The 14,642-nt window shown below is 38.8% G+C and carries 13 protein-coding genes and 1 tRNA gene; 2 read left to right on the top strand and 12 right to left on the bottom strand.

Features of this window, described 5'->3' with window-relative positions; all coding sequences use genetic code 11:
* Positions 1-118: 118 nt before the first annotated feature.
* The 7 genes from AO058_RS00655 to AO058_RS00680 all read right to left on the bottom strand — a co-directional run bounded on the left by AO058_RS00655 (position 119) and on the right by AO058_RS00680 (position 6,478).
* Positions 119-1,747, bottom strand: coding sequence for a dihydroxyacetone kinase subunit DhaK (locus AO058_RS00655; RefSeq protein WP_075324759.1), 1,629 nt, complete (start codon positions 1,745-1,747; stop codon positions 119-121).
* Between the two features lie 189 nt (positions 1,748-1,936).
* Positions 1,937-3,520, bottom strand: a complete 1,584-nt coding sequence (locus tag AO058_RS00660) for a type IV secretory system conjugative DNA transfer family protein (protein ID WP_075324760.1) — start codon at positions 3,518-3,520, stop codon at positions 1,937-1,939.
* 9 nt (positions 3,521-3,529) lie between these two features.
* Positions 3,530-4,558, bottom strand: a complete 1,029-nt coding sequence (gene mobB, locus AO058_RS00665; protein WP_075324761.1) for a MobB family relaxase — start codon at positions 4,556-4,558, stop codon at positions 3,530-3,532.
* A gap of 17 nt (positions 4,559-4,575) precedes the next feature.
* Positions 4,576-4,950: a BfmA/BtgA family mobilization protein gene (locus tag AO058_RS00670; protein ID WP_075324762.1), complete on the bottom strand. Its 375-nt coding sequence runs from the start codon at positions 4,948-4,950 to the stop codon at positions 4,576-4,578.
* 710 nt (positions 4,951-5,660) lie between these two features.
* Entirely contained in the window at positions 5,661-5,852 is a 192-nt protein-coding gene (locus AO058_RS00675; protein WP_075324763.1) for a PAS domain-containing protein, read from the bottom strand.
* Between the two features lie 18 nt (positions 5,853-5,870).
* Complete coding sequence (locus tag AO058_RS18825) at positions 5,871-5,999, bottom strand: hypothetical protein (RefSeq protein ID WP_257787184.1); 129 nt, start codon at positions 5,997-5,999, stop codon at positions 5,871-5,873.
* A 65-nt stretch (positions 6,000-6,064) separates the two neighbouring features.
* Positions 6,065-6,478 (bottom strand): response regulator, encoded by a 414-nt coding sequence (locus tag AO058_RS00680; protein WP_083634110.1) that lies wholly within the window; start codon positions 6,476-6,478, stop codon positions 6,065-6,067.
* 54 nt (positions 6,479-6,532) lie between these two features.
* Between AO058_RS00680 and AO058_RS00685 the strand changes: the two genes are divergently transcribed.
* Positions 6,533-6,964 (top strand): outer membrane beta-barrel protein, encoded by a 432-nt coding sequence (locus AO058_RS00685; RefSeq protein WP_177195682.1) that lies wholly within the window; start codon positions 6,533-6,535, stop codon positions 6,962-6,964.
* A gap of 1,034 nt (positions 6,965-7,998) precedes the next feature.
* On the opposite strand, the gene AO058_RS00695 is transcribed toward AO058_RS00685, so the two are convergent.
* Both AO058_RS00695 and AO058_RS00700 read right to left on the bottom strand, forming a co-directional pair.
* Positions 7,999-8,072 (bottom strand) — tRNA-Arg (locus tag AO058_RS00695).
* Between the two features lie 45 nt (positions 8,073-8,117).
* Positions 8,118-8,570, bottom strand: coding sequence for a GatB/YqeY domain-containing protein (locus tag AO058_RS00700; RefSeq protein WP_075324767.1), 453 nt, complete (start codon positions 8,568-8,570; stop codon positions 8,118-8,120).
* A gap of 108 nt (positions 8,571-8,678) precedes the next feature.
* Between AO058_RS00700 and AO058_RS00705 the strand changes: the two genes are divergently transcribed.
* On the top strand, positions 8,679-9,578 hold the full coding sequence (locus AO058_RS00705; RefSeq protein ID WP_075324768.1) for an alpha/beta hydrolase: 900 nt from the start codon (positions 8,679-8,681) through the stop codon (positions 9,576-9,578).
* Positions 9,579-9,706: 128 nt separating this feature from the next.
* Here AO058_RS00705 and bglX read toward each other — a convergent pair whose 3' ends face one another.
* The 3 genes from bglX to AO058_RS00720 are packed head-to-tail and all read right to left on the bottom strand — an operon-like array spanning position 9,707 to position 14,640.
* Complete coding sequence (bglX, locus tag AO058_RS00710) at positions 9,707-11,959, bottom strand: beta-glucosidase BglX (protein ID WP_232228875.1); 2,253 nt, start codon at positions 11,957-11,959, stop codon at positions 9,707-9,709.
* Between the two features lie 58 nt (positions 11,960-12,017).
* Complete coding sequence (locus AO058_RS00715) at positions 12,018-13,823, bottom strand: family 43 glycosylhydrolase (protein WP_075324770.1); 1,806 nt, start codon at positions 13,821-13,823, stop codon at positions 12,018-12,020.
* Between the two features lie 7 nt (positions 13,824-13,830).
* Positions 13,831-14,640, bottom strand: coding sequence for a prolyl oligopeptidase family serine peptidase (locus AO058_RS00720; protein WP_075324771.1), 810 nt, complete (start codon positions 14,638-14,640; stop codon positions 13,831-13,833).
* Positions 14,641-14,642: the final 2 nt, after the last annotated feature.

Consider the following 14,642-nt stretch of genomic DNA (forward strand, 5'->3'; position numbering starts at 1 on the left):
GCTTTTCGGTAATTTCTGAATAAGGATCACCCCGAATAATCAAACGAATTTCTTTGTCAATGAAATAATCTTTGTCAATGAAATAAAAAGACGGATATAAAAAAATACCATCGCCAATTTAAAGGGACGCCAATTTTTCAAAAACTATGGCGACAGCTTCTGCTCCGGGATCTGGAATGCCCTTTAAGCTTTCTTCAGACAAGTAAGAAGATCTGCCGAATTTTGTACTGCTAATTTCTTTAGTGCTATCTGCTCCCTGACGGGCTTTTTTAGCCACTACATCAATTGCTTTACCGTTTTCCAAAGCGGAAAAGGCCGGCTGTAAAGCATCTATCATGGTCCGATCCCCCTCTTTGGCTCCTCCGTAGTCTTTCATTTTCTGCAATCCACTCATTAAGGCTTTACCAATATTTGATTCTTCTTTGTAGGAGTTTCCAGCACCTGTAAACATAATAGATAGTAAAACTCCGCTAGAACCTCCAATTTCCCTTGCTAGAATTCTTCCTATAGTAATGAGGAGCTCTGCTGTGTTCGCATAGGGTAATTTATCTGCTACCTCCAGTAATTTTTTACCCGCAGTAGCAAATGTAGATCCTGCATCTCCATCTCCCACTTTTTCATCTATGGCATTCAAATCATTTTCTAAACTAATCAATTCTTCAGCAACGGCTTTTATAGCGTTTTTGAACTGCATATTTTCAGAGGGTTTGAAAGGCATCGTATCAGGTAAATCTGGACTTTCTATAGAAGAATTCCCTCCAAATTTTCTGATAAACCAAGAGACTGGTTCCACCTCTGAAGTTAATGAATCCCTCAATCCTTCATTCAATTTGAGCAATGAAATGGAGAAACCGCTCATGTTGAGAGAGGTCATCAATTGTGAGGGACCGATGATATATTCTACCTGCCTGGCAATTTCTAATTTTTGAAATGAATTGAGGAGTATGTTCATTTCTATTGGGGTTACCCTTCCCAAGTTGTTCATTAGCAAGACAAACTTTTCATTATTTTTTTTTGGGAGGTATTCTTTTAACTTTTCAACAGCTTTAGACATCAAATCATCGGCCTTTTCCATATCAATAGTTTTAACGCCTGGTTCCCCATGAATACCCAGTCCCAGTTCTGCCTCAGAACTAGACAACCTTGAGCTTTCGGGATTTTGAAACTTCTTTCCTTCTTCCAGCGATAATCCTATTGAAAAAATATTATTGGCCACTTTTTGAGCTGTTTTTGCGATCTCATCCAATGATTTTCCTTTTTCAGCTAAATGCCCAGCTACTTTGTGTACAAATAAAGTTCCAGCCAAACCACGTTGTTCTACTTCTTGCCCCAGGGCAATATCATCACCCACTATAACGGTTTCAACTTTATATCCTAATTCGCGTGCTTGTTCTGCTGCCAGTCCAAAATTTAATCGGTCTCCGGTATAGTTTTTAATAATTAGCAGGCAGCCTTTTTCTCCTGCTGTGGCAATAATTGCTGAGAGTACGGCATCTACCGATGGAGAAGCAAAAATATCACCACATACGGCGGCTGTCAGCATACCTTTCCCCACAAATCCCGCATGAGCTGGTTCATGACCAGAACCTCCGCCTGAAATAACCGCTACTTTATTTTTATCTAACTCTTTTTGGAGAACTACTTTTACTTCTGGAAAATTATCTAATCTGGTAAGATTTGGATCGGTGAGTAAGCCATCTATGCCTTCATTGACTACATCCTGAGCATCATTAATAAAAAATTTCATAGGTTTTTGTTTTTCTAAATATACTGAAAACCGATTTTTGATTTTTTAAAGAAACGTTAAGCTTAGGAACTAAAGCCACAGGTTTAAAAATGAAGAAACTTCATTAGCCTTAATATTTATTTTTAGTTTTTAAATCTTTTGCCGAATTTAAATCGACAGATAATTATGGGGTTCATCTAAAATATCCCCTTATTGTCCAAAAATGAATTTTGCCTCTTCATAGATCCTCTTAAAATTAGCTTCTAAATCAGCCTGAGAATATTGCTCCTGTTCCGGGGGGAGGTACCTTGAAATCTTTTGTAATTTAAATTGCAACCTTTTATCAATTCCGTCAGCATAGGTAATAAACTCTCCTTGTTTCAACCTAAAGAAAACATCGGAACGTAATTTGGGAATTTCTTTCTCACCGGTGGTCACCCGTGTATCAAAATTAAGACTGTAACTACTATTGACACTTTTGGTAGGCTTTTTTACGATTTCAAAAAAACGTTCATAGTATTTAGCGGTATCCGGGTCATTTACCTTTCCAAAGAACTGGTAAGACAGATTACTCAATATGGCCCTACTTGCCTTGTCTCCATACATCATATCGTTCTGGATCTTGTCTTGCATCACGTAAACGGTAGCTATATTATAGCTTCGCAGGGTAGCAGGGATCCGGTGCATATTGAGTAGTCGAAGGGTGGGTGCCTCCTCCATCAACAGGAACGATGCTTTAGAATTGCGAACGCTCATTTGTTTGGTAATGGTATGAATAATTGTTGCAATAACCGGGGAATAGGAAGATTCGTATTTAGGGTTGTTCACTACTGAAATAACAGCAGGGTTTTCTTCACTATTAATATTGAGGGGAACCTCATCAGCAGATAGGGCCATAAATATGCGGCGGGTGCTGATCCGTTTTAAAGCATTGGCCAGGGTACTTTTTACCCCGGCGGTTTGCCGTTCCGCATCCTTTCCACTGATAAAGGCATCGGCCAGAGCCCGGGAGGTTGTATTGGTCTTTAGAAATTCAATAAGACTATTGGTATCCAGGTATTGGTAAATAGCAATAAGGTGTGGAAGGCTGCAGTATTCCGGGTAGCTTGTTTTTAGCTTCCAGATAAGTCCTCCAATCAGCCCCTCGGCCGCATCATTAAAAAATTTAGAGGTACCAAGGTTACCGGATTCCCGTAGCTCCAGAAGATTTTCTACCAGCACCCGGGAGACCTCGTTGACGCTCTCCTCATTTTCCAAATAACGTGGCGCGATGGGATTGACCCGGTGGATAATGGAATCAAAGGAAACGATCTTAAATGGAATTTCTTTTTCTTTAAAAATCGGGTAAGCCATTTCGGTGAGCTCAAAGTCCTTGTAATCATGAATAATACCGCAAAAACTTTTCTTTTCGAAATGTTTGAGAAAACCATAAACTACACTTTCGGTTTTCCCGCTTCCTGCGGAACCAATTACGGATGCTCCACGTTTGATATTATCCAGTTTAAAATCACCTGAAGTGGTAGCAAAATGAACAGTGTATTGGGGATTTTTAGGTCTGCCCTGGTCCGGGTCGTGCATAAATACGTAGCCTACAATATTGATAAGCATCAGTGGACATCCCAGGATCAAAACCAGAAGAACCAGGCTATAACCACTGGAAAGAAAATATAAAATCAATCCCAATAAAAACAAATTTAGTAAAAAAGCATACCGGGTTATTCGGTATAGCCCGTATCCTACCATACTGCACAGAACCACTATTAAGAGTATGATATAAAGTTTGTCTGGTTCCATAGCAAAAAATTAGATTTCAATAGAACTTGATTTTCGGGCTATATCCACCCCCTTACGAAGCCCCTTAAAAATCTTTAGGGCAAGCTGGGCTTTATTAGTTGGAATACTGGGCACAGAAAAGCCCGTTTCCTTTATCATTTTAAAAGCTAAAACTCTTTCAGGGGTAGGAAGTTTGTTCAGGCTGGTAAAATAAGCTTTGGGATCTTTAATAAACTCTTTCCGCCCTTTATAGGTATGCACGAAGTTACGCTGGTAGCCAAAGGTTTTATCAAAGGTCTTTTCAGCGTTCTCAAAGAATTGATCCCTATTAAAACCTCGTTTAACCAGTTTACCATTCATCGTCACTTCCGAAGCTTTATATTTACTTCCGGGAGAAAGGCTAAACGAATTGGAGGCATCTTTTCGGCTTACGATAATATGGATATGGCTTTGATTACCTGCTTTAGGCATCCCCTGGACGATTCGCTTTCCGTTCTGCTGATGTGGAACCTGCTTTTCCAGTTGAGCAATTTGCTCTTTTTTACGGTCTATACGGCCTTGTATGTGACCCCGCTCAATATTTCGGATTTCATTTTTTAAGTTTAAAATTTTGGTAGCATAGGGCTGGTTTTCCTTGACCTGCCAATCGGTCCCTTTATAGGTTCGCTTATGTTCGATTTTTGCATAGTATTTTAAATCGTCAATATTTACGGGACGACCGTTGATTTCCCGGTTAAAGGATCTCACATAATCTTTCATCAATTCCCTGGTATACTTTTTCAGATCTTCACTGTTATTTTGTAATTTATTTAATTCGTATTTCGAAGGACTTACCGTGATCGAGTAAAATTTTGGTTCTGTCTTTTTGAGTTTTGCGGTATTTATATCGATTTCTCTGACCACTTCATTTGCTGGTATCCCATCGTGATATTGATTAAAAAAATGCTCCATCTTCTCCTCGGTCTTAGCTTCATTTTCTTTCTCGAGGTAACCAACAAAATCAGCAGCACTTTGCGAGTAGTTCTTTCCTAGTTTTTGAGGTGTGATCGTGATATACATAGCTCAAAAAATTAGATTTAGTTTTGAGAATTTGTTTTTTCCCGTAAACCCACTCTTTCCTTTTCTTCCACAAGTTTCTTTTCCAGAATTAAAGGCTTCTTTTGTGGTTCTTCCATTTCAAACAAGGACTGGATCATAACCACCGTTGGTTTGGTTTGGGTCTTTTCTATTTCCCGCATAACAGCCATGACCGCGTTGATTCTTTTTTTCAGGCTGGCTTCAATGGTTCTTCCCGTCGGTCCCAGTCTCTCCTGAGGAGAAATTTCGTTATAGTAGAAAAAGTCGAGCATAGCGCTCATAGTTTCCGTGTGGGATTTGAAGTGTTCTTTGGAAAACTTTTGAAAACGTTGGGCGGTTTTCTTTTTGAGTCTAATGCTAATAAATGATTCCATAATTCGCCGATTTGTCGCAAATATTCCCCTAAAACCATAGGCTTTGAAAGCAATTATCACAAATTGTAGAAATAAAGGATTCAATTATTCCTTTCCTCCCGCACTGCGGGACAAAACCTCATACAATTTGGCTTAAAAGCCATTGCCAAAAGCTGGGAAAAATTTCCAGTTATGTTAGTATTCTGATGTGCAGGGCAATCGGCGAAAGTCAAAAAATGGATGCTCCTACTTAAAATTTAAATGCTGAAGTTCAGCTTTTTAAAGATACATGTTTTTTAGAAATTGAAAAAATAGTACGATAAAAATACTATTTTATTCTACCTCTATGTTATAATAATAAAATCAATCGGTGAATTTGATTGGATAGCAGGTCAAAATCTGAATGACCCAATTTCTCAGGAGTAGCTAGGGAGGCTGCAGATCTTCTTTCGTGCTCTCTACCTGTTTTAACAGCGCAATAAGCCCTTTCAGGATATTGTTATTTAGAGGGGATTTAAGGTCGTGCGTGCAGAATAAACAAAATTATCTCGTTCAAGGTTTATTCAACTTGATTCTAAGTGCTTCTTTAGTTCTTTCCCGTTCTTCTAAGATTTCTTTTTGCTCCTGAATATCGATACACATGCCAAATCATTTTAAAATTTTACCATTCTTATCATCTTTTAATGGATAGGCACAGGCTAGGAAACTGGTGTAAGTCCCATCAAAACTTCTCAAGCTATTTCGTAAGGATTGACGCTATCCAGCGAATGTTGCCATATTTCCCAGTCACAATCATAATCGTCTGGATGAAGAACCAGAGACCAGCCTTTATCTTCAGTCTCTTCATAAGTTAAATCGATAAAATCATACCAGCGTTGGTTATAAAGGGTTTGATAACCATCTGGTTTAGTTGCCCAAACCATTTAGCGGCATAAGATCTATTACAAATTTAAATTCTGGGCATTTTGCTCTATAGACATTTTTGAGATATTACTCTCAGAATCGGTGATATTATACGCCATTATATAGGTTAAGATTTGGGTACTAGAACTACCAAGTAGGTTTCTCATAATTTAACAACAGGTAATTACTCAAAGAAGTAATTTTAAAAGTTTAACTATGAAAATATAAATATTCAACAGGTTGACGAGTTCAATGGGCCGTTTTTAATCTCTTCAAGCTTATTCATTTTTAAAGGTTTGGAAATAAATCCCTTTATGGCTGAATAAATTTCTGCTTCCTCCTTGAAATCTTCAATGGAGGATGAAAGCATATAGATATTAAATTGATTCCTCACACCTTCATTAAATTTTAAAAATTCATCTAGGAATTCCCAACCACTCATAGTAGGCATATTAATATCAAGAAATAGAATAGTTGGCTGCTTCCTGTTTTCTAGTTTATATTCTTGTGCTATAAAACTAAGTGCTTCTTCAGGTACCGAAAAAATTTTGATATTTCCTTCTTTATCAAAACGTTTAATAGTAAACTCACATATCATATTATTGGTAGAATCGTCGTCTACTACCATATAGCGCTGATTATCCATATTCAGAAATATACTATCAATAGTTCAGGTTTTAGCTATGATGAAGTCTTTGGAATGATGGGCCGAAGTGCCGGTAGAGCAGTTTTTGGAGGAGGCGGAGCATATGATATTAATCCCGATAGGAATGAAGATTTCCTTAACCATCGTATTGGTTTTGAAGCAACAACTTACTGGCCCGAAAATGTAGTTTTTGGTAATGATATTTCTTATAATTACTTCGTAAATGTCTCTCCCGGGTTCGATAATACTTCTCTTCTATGGAATACGAGTTTGGGTTACCAATTTTTAGATGATGATGCTACTATTAAAATAAAGGTTTATGATATGTTGAATCAAAATATTGACACCCGTCGAACTATTGGAGATGATTTTATCCAGGATACCAGTAATCTAATCCTAACTCAGTATGCTATGCTTAGTTTTACTTATAAATTAGATAAATTTGGTGGTGCAAATCCTAATGAGCGAAGAAGAAATAGAAGATAATTATAAGCGTTGAATGTTAAGCCTTAAACGTATAGCCACGTAAGAGAGATATCTATTTTCCATTGTGATTTAAACATTGTTCTTTAAAAAATCTTAATTCTCTTTCTATTCCTTCCTAAATGTTCATAGATAGTTATAGATTCAAATAAACCTAAAGGGTCACTTGAATTAGCAAGAGTGATGATGAATGCCGAACTTGTAAAGGCAGGACAGACCAGAATTATGATCCATACCGTTTACAGGGATGATTACTTAGGGGCTTTGAGACGATTGACTAGACAATCAGATTCAAAAGTATATACATATATTAGGATGTTACAAAGAGCACAGCTCTTTTATAGTACCCTAACAGCGCATTCTATAGATGTTATGGAGAACCAACTGGAAAGGAGCAATGCTTTTAAAGAACACGATGAAGCTCAGTTCCTATTCTTACCAAATAGACTATGGATTTTAATCACTTTAATAAGTTTTATTCTTTTTTATACTTTTTGAGAGAGTGACAAATTAAAAAAATTGGCAAAAATGCATACTATTCAGTTGAAATATACATCTTAAGGTTCAGTCCTTCCCCAGGTGTGAAACCTGTGCAGTTTATGCACCTCGTTAACTGTAAGTACTATAACGTCAGCTGATCACTCACAGTAAATCTTGTTCCCACCATAGATTCATACTCTGTTTCGTCTATGTCTATGAGATATCACGCGGTAAGACGTATCACTTTCATTCCATATATCCGCATCATTTACCCCCTGTTTTCCATATAGCTTTCGGACTTTGCTTTGTATGGAAAGCTCATCCAGATCAGATATGCCTTATATAATGTTCGTGTTCCTCGGACTGGAACTTTGCAGCCGGCTTCCTTCAGATTCCACCTCACGGTGGACACCTTACCATTAACTAATGATAGGTGACTACAAACTCTCATAACGGACTTGTACAGACAAGTGATACGACCTTGCGGAGCAGCATTAAAAAAACCGCACGAATCAAAAGATTTGTGCGGTTTTATTGCTAATGATTAATAGCTTAAGTGACCCCGGCAGGATTCAAACCTGCAACCCTCAGAGCCGAAATCTGATGCGCTATTCAGTTGCGCCACGGGGCCTTTTCAAGACCTCCCAGGTTTTGGAAACCTTGGAGGTCTCAATATTTATTTACTCAATTTACTTTTTACAATTGTAGAAATCGTTTTTCCGTCAGCTTTGCCGGCTAATTCGTTGCTGGCCATTCCCATCACCTTTCCCATATCCTGCATTCCGCTGGCTCCGGTTTTCGCGATAATTTCATCTACTTTGGATTCAATTTCAGCTTCACTTAACTGCTCAGGTAAAAAAGATTCGATCACGGCAGCCTGTTTTTCTTCCGGTTCGGCCAAATCTGCCCTGTTTTGCTCCCGGTATATCGCAGCGCTTTCCTTGCGTTGCTTTACAAGCTTCTGCAAAATTTTAAGTTCTTCATCCTCAGTCAAACCCTCCTTTGCAGCGCTTTCAGTATTGGCTAATAAAATAGCACTTTTAACCGATCGTAAAGCTTCAAGCTTTTCGCTGTCTTTAGCTTTCATAGCAGCTTTCATCTCTGCCATTACTTTATCCTGTAAACTCATAACTTATAAGTGTCATTTCCGCAGCGAAGATAAAATATTAAAATTAAAATCCCCACTTATTCTCCCTGCAAAATTAAGTATCTTGAGACGCTAAATTATAATTCATTTATGAAAAACCCGATTTTCATCCTCCTGTTCTTGCTAAGTTTTTCAATTTCAGCCCAGCAAAGATTTATAGACGAATCTTTTCAGTTAAAAGAAACTGAAACTAAAACCTACGCAACCAAAAATGGGGAAGCTTTAAAGCTGGACATTTATCAGCCTGAAAATGATACGATGCAGCAAAGACCGCTAATTGTTTTTATGCACGGGGGCGGATTTGCAGGCGGAACCCGAACTAACCCTGGTGAAATAAATTTTGCAGAAAGCGCGGCTAAAAAAGGCTATGTAGCCGTACAGATTTCTTACCGGTTAACCCGAAAAGGACAATCTTTTGGTTGTGATTACGAAGCTTCCGGAAAAATGGAAACCTTTAAAATGGCTGCTGAAGATTTTATGGATGCCGTGAATTTTATGGTTAAAAATAAAGAAGAATTTAATATAAATCCAGCAAAGATAATTGTGGGCGGAAGTAGTGCTGGCGCAGAAGCAGTTTTAAACGCGGTATACAACGAAAAACTTATGCTCGAGGATTTTTCTAAATACCAAAACTTTGATTTTGCCGGGGTTTTCTCTCTTGCCGGTGCTATTGTAGATGCGCGATATATTACTGAAGAAAACGCTATTCCCGGGGTATTTTTCCACGGTACTGAAGATAATCTTGTGCCTTATGCAAGCGCACCTCATCACTGGTGTGATCGGGACCAACCAGGATATATCATGTTGGACGGCTCCAAGACAATTACTGAAAAACTTAAAAAACTAAATACCTCATACCTACTTTACAGTTTCGAAGGTGGAAAACACGAACACTCCGGAATGCCATTCGAACATCTTCCCAAAGTTTTCCAGTTTTTCAATTCGGTATTTTTGAATGGAGAAAGTAAGCAGATTGAAGTATGGAAATAAGAGCACACCGCTTTAGTAAAGAATGATCAAAGAGTTCAATTAAGGCTTATATACAAAAATCCCGCCGAAGCAGGATTAGTAAGCCCCAAGACAGTAGGGTATCTCAGGGTTTTGCATTAATAAAAAATCTACTCCACTACAATAAAAGTTCCCTGAAATTCGTGGTCTGAACTTCCGGCAACAAAAAACTCGAATTCGCCAGGTTCAGCTACAAATTCCAAATCTGCATTATAGAATTTCAAATCTTCTACAGTGATTTCAAACCTCACCTCTTTAGATTCTCCTTTCTTTAAACTTATCTTTTTAAAGGCTTTTAATTCTTTCATTGGCGGTGTGATACTTCTCACTTTATCGTGAATATACAACTGCACCACTTCCTCTCCTTCATAATCACCTGTATTGGTTACTGTAGTAGCAATGGTGATGCTTCCGTCTTTATTTAATTTATCGGTACTTGCAGTAGTTTCACCATATTCAAAATCAGTATAAGAAAGTCCGTAACCAAAAGGCAATTGCGGAGTGTTTTCAACATCTAAATAATTTGATTTAAACTTCTCGAACTGCGATGGTGATGCGGCCGGTCTTCCCGTGGTTTTCATCCTATAATAAATCGGGATCTGGCCAACATTTCTGGGCCAGGTAGCCGTTAACTTTCCTGAAGGATTATAATCTCCAAAAAGCACATCGGCTATGGCATTTCCTGCTTCAACACCTGGATGCCAAACCTGTAAGATACTCACTGGCATTTCCATTTCTTCGGAAATCACCAAAGGGCGACCACTCATTAATACTAAAACTACAGGCTTCCCGGTTCTCACTAGTTCTCTAATCAATTTCTTCTGACTATCAGGAATATTTAAATTGGTACGGCTGGCAGCTTCCCCGCTCATTTCGGTAGCTTCTCCAACTACGGCAACAATTACATCGGCATTTTGAGAAACCTCTAAGGCTTCTTGTATCATTGTTTCAGGAGATTCCTCAGAAATCTCGATACGCGGTCCAAAAACATTTACGTTCTTAGCATAAGTGGTATCGTTACTTATGTTTGCGCCCTTTGCATAAGAAATTTCAGCCTCTGGAGCTACATTTTTAATACCTTCCAAAACAGGAATCGAAAGCTGTGGATCTCCGGTTGGTGCCCAGGTTCCCAACATATTATTTTTATTATTTGCCAGCGGCCCAACCAATGCAATTTTTGCATTTTTGGCCAATGGAAGTGTGTTTTCATGCTTCTTTAAAAGCACAAAAGAACGTTTTGCTGCTTTCCTGGCTACCGACCTATTTTCTTCGGAAAGAATATCTTTTTCTGGCCTGCTTTCATCTGAATATAAATACGGATCATCTAAAAGACCCAATTTATGTTTTGCTTCCAGAATTCGGCGAGCCGCTTTGGTGATCTGTTCTTCGGAAACTTTGCCTTCTTCCACAGATTTCTTCAGAGTCGTTAAAAATCCTTCTCCAACCATATCCATATCCAGTCCGGCGTTTATGGCCAAAGCAGAAACATCCTGCAGGTCTCCCATTCCGTGGGCAATCATTTCGTTTACCGAAGTATAATCAGAAACTACAAATCCTTCAAACCCCCAACGCTCACGAAGCAAATCGGTAATTAACCATTTATTCCCTGAAGCAGGAACCCCGTGAATATCGTTAAAAGAAGTCATTGCGCTGGCAACACCTGCGTCTACTGCTGCTTTATAAGGTGGCAAATATTCATTGAACATTTTTATCTTACTCATATCTACCGAATTGTAATCCCGGCCGGCCTCAGAAGCTCCATAAAGCGCTAAATGCTTTACGGTAGCGATCATTGTATTAGGCGCTGTAAAATCATTTCCCTGATAACCCTCAACCATTGCTTTTGCAACCTGGGAACCCAAATAAGGATCTTCCCCGGCACCTTCAGCAATTCGCCCCCAACGCGGATCTCGAGCTATATCTACCATTGGCGAGAAATTCCAGTTAATCCCATCGGCCGTAGCTTCTTTAGCCGCAATTTGAGCGGTTTCTTTTATCAAATCCATATCCCAACTGGAAGAAAGTCCAAGAGGAATCGGGAATGTGGTTTTATAACCGTGAATAACATCAGACCCGATTAATAACGGAATTCCAAGACGGGAATTTTCAACCGCAAGCTTTTGTGCCTGCCTAACTTTTTCGGGGCTGGAAACACCAAAAACGCCACCAACATTTCCTTCTTTTATTTTGTTTTCTACGCCTTCACTCACTACAGATCCTGTAGCAACGCCGCCACCGGGAGTAAGCAGGTTAAGCTGGCCAATTTTTTCTTCCAGCGTCATCTTCTTTAGTAATTCCTCAACCTCCGGAACTTTTTCCTGGGCATTAAGAAATGATATTCCCATAAAAATTATGAGGCTCATTGATAGATAAATTCTTCTCATTTTCCTATTCTTTAAATTTTATAATTTGGTTTTTCGGTTATTTTGCTTGTAATATTTCAGATCTTTCAGATATGCCATTTTCATTGAATGCTTCAATACTGAAATAATACTCTGTATCACGGTCCAGGCTGCGCATAAAATGTTCATTTTCATCATAAATTAACCAGGAATGGTATAATTTATCTGGAGCGATTCCCCAGCGAATGTTATAACCCTGGGCACCTTTTACCGGCTGCCATTCCAGGGAAATATCTCTCCTGTCTTCCTCTCGAGAAATTTCGAATCCCTTAACCTTCGCAGGCTTTTGACCTAAACCTTTACCAAAAACCCTAATTTCAGATAAAGCCAAGTTATTCCCCGGAACTTCAATATTATTATAGCGCACGTATTTAGCCCTTACTGGCTGATTAAGCGGAATGTAGGCATTCGGTGTATCTTCAAAACTTTTACTTCTGTCTACAACAGTTTTCCAGTTATTACCATCTTCTGAAACCTCTAAGGTATACCGGTGTCGTAAACCTTGGGTACGGGTATAAATACCAGATTCCTGGTCGTGAAAATTCAGTTGAAACGCATAGATATTTCCGGGCGCCAGCATTTCTATCTCCACCCATTGATTATCCTCATTAGCTTCCGCAACCCAAAAAGATTTCGGACTTTCATCGGTTAATAATTTCGAAATAATTTCACCTTCATTATTCTTTTCCAGTGGCATTTCGGTTATATCAAAATCACCATCTGTGGCAGTGCTTTTTCTAACCTGCATTTGTGAAGAGGAGACGGTTGTTTTTCCTTTATAGGAAAGCAACATCCAGCCATTGTGCAGTCCTGCTTTTGTAGGATGATCTGGACCGTACAAAGGATAATCGCCATAGCTGGTAATGGTGTACATTAAACCTTCGTCATCAAAATAGGTTGGAAACATAGCCAGCCTGCGTTCCCAATGAGAATTAGAAGCCAGGGCCATGGTTGCAAAATGCCAGTATTGTCCGTTGGTTTGTTGCATGGTAATCCCGTGGCCGGCACCATTGGTAAATCCGCCCGGCTTTAAACTCATAGGATTGTTTTTCATGTATTTAAACGGGCCAAGTGGCGTTTCGCCTACATAAGCGGCATCGGCATAAACATTAAACTGGGTCCCCGGAGCTGCATACTGCAAATAGTATTTCCCGTCGTGCTTGGTCATGGAAGCACCTTCCATATATCCTTCTTTTAAGGTTGGATGGTAATTATTTTCGCCAAAGCGTTCCCAGCCGTGTTCTTCTTCTACCAGGTTAATAAGTTCCTTTTCTACCCCGGTTTCAAGAAAACGATCGTCTTTGTCCAGCATTTTAACCTTAAGTGGATGTACATTGGATGAACCCCAATACAAATAGGTTTTCCCGTCATCATCAATAAATAATTCTGAATCCTGGATATTATTAGAAATTGAAGCCGTGGGAGTCCATTTACCACTTTTAGGATCATCGGTATAAAGAATACTGCCGTAACCTGCGGGATCACCTGCAAAATAAACTAAGGAGTCATTATAATTAAAAGCGGTTGGCGCATTGGAACCTTCAAAATACCATTGTTCTGGTTTAATAAATTCCCAGTTTATCAGATCTTTGGAATGCCAGTATCCAAAAGAACGGGTAACAAACATATAATATTCGCCCTGAAATTCAATTACCGCGGGATCAGCACCCGAACGATAGGAAATATTCTTACTGGAATTATAAACCATATAGGTGTAATCAATATCCAGGGGATTGATATAGGTTTCCGGGACTACTTCTTGTGCACTTATAAAAGAACTAATAAGCAAGGCCGTGCCTGTAAGTATGTTTTTGAAAGTTTTCATCTACTAATTATTTTCCATTTTCATTTTCCAGACTATGCGAAAATAACCAGGGTAATAAATTAGGTTCTGAAAATGCTGAATCCCAGCTGTTATGATTATCGTCGGGATATAAAGAAAGCTTGGCATTGCCACCGTAGTGATTAATAGACCGGGCCATTGCTTCAGAATATTTTGGAAGTACAACATCATCTTTTTTTCCGTGGAAAAGCCAAATATTGAACCCTTCCGGATATTCTTTCGCTATTTCCGGATTAGCACCACCGCAAATAGCGAAGGCTGCTGCAAACATTTTAGGTTTTTTATAGACAATCTCAAAGGTTCCCATTCCTCCCATGGAAAGTCCGCCAACATAAATTCGATCTTTATTGACGTAGCTCTCTGAAGCCATTTTATCCATAAGTTCCATGACTAATTCTAAAGAGTTAGTAGCTGACTTCTCATTCATAAATTCGAATTGAAGAGGAACCGTATCGCGATTCACATCCACTCTTGCCCAATAGTCTTCTTTTGGTGCCTGCGGAAAAATAACTATTGCGGGAAATTCTTCCTGATGTTTTAAAAATAAATCACTGCCGTGGGTTAATTGTGACTGGTTATCCTTACCTCTTTCTCCCGCCCCGTGCAGAAACAAAACCACAGGGTATTTCTTTTCTTCTGAAAAATCCTTCGGAAAAAGAATACGGTAATTCAGAGTATCAGAATCTTTAATAAAGTGTTCTTTTATAAAAGCTTCATTTTCCTGTGCTTCTACTGAAGCTGGTACGATAAGTAAAATGAACAGTAAAACTGCTAAGATGTATAAAAATCTTTTTTTCATAA

The organism is Salegentibacter sp. T436 (assembly GCF_001932675.1).
GTDB lineage: Bacteria > Bacteroidota > Bacteroidia > Flavobacteriales > Flavobacteriaceae > Salegentibacter > Salegentibacter agarivorans.

What these genes read in the sequence shown, in the direction of transcription:
- AO058_RS00705 (WP_075324768.1), top strand. Translation starts at nt 8,679, where the DNA reads ATGAAAAACCCGATTTTCATCCTCCTGTTCTTGCTAAGTTTTTCAATT.
- AO058_RS00680 (WP_083634110.1), bottom strand. Translation starts at nt 6,478, where the DNA reads ATGGATAATCAGCGCTATATGGTAGTAGACGACGATTCTACCAATAAT.
- AO058_RS00670 (WP_075324762.1), bottom strand. Translation starts at nt 4,950, where the DNA reads ATGGAATCATTTATTAGCATTAGACTCAAAAAGAAAACCGCCCAACGT.
- bglX (WP_232228875.1), bottom strand. Translation starts at nt 11,959, where the DNA reads ATGAGCCTCATAATTTTTATGGGAATATCATTTCTTAATGCCCAGGAA.
- AO058_RS00655 (WP_075324759.1), bottom strand. Translation starts at nt 1,747, where the DNA reads ATGAAATTTTTTATTAATGATGCTCAGGATGTAGTCAATGAAGGCATA.
- AO058_RS00685 (WP_177195682.1), top strand. Translation starts at nt 6,533, where the DNA reads ATGATGGGCCGAAGTGCCGGTAGAGCAGTTTTTGGAGGAGGCGGAGCA.
- AO058_RS00660 (WP_075324760.1), bottom strand. Translation starts at nt 3,520, where the DNA reads ATGGAACCAGACAAACTTTATATCATACTCTTAATAGTGGTTCTGTGC.
- AO058_RS00720 (WP_075324771.1), bottom strand. Translation starts at nt 14,640, where the DNA reads ATGAAAAAAAGATTTTTATACATCTTAGCAGTTTTACTGTTCATTTTA.
- AO058_RS18825 (WP_257787184.1), bottom strand. Translation starts at nt 5,999, where the DNA reads ATGAGAAACCTACTTGGTAGTTCTAGTACCCAAATCTTAACCTATATA.
- AO058_RS00715 (WP_075324770.1), bottom strand. Translation starts at nt 13,823, where the DNA reads ATGAAAACTTTCAAAAACATACTTACAGGCACGGCCTTGCTTATTAGT.
- AO058_RS00700 (WP_075324767.1), bottom strand. Translation starts at nt 8,570, where the DNA reads ATGAGTTTACAGGATAAAGTAATGGCAGAGATGAAAGCTGCTATGAAA.
- AO058_RS00675 (WP_075324763.1), bottom strand. Translation starts at nt 5,852, where the DNA reads ATGGTTTGGGCAACTAAACCAGATGGTTATCAAACCCTTTATAACCAA.
- mobB (WP_075324761.1), bottom strand. Translation starts at nt 4,558, where the DNA reads ATGTATATCACGATCACACCTCAAAAACTAGGAAAGAACTACTCGCAA.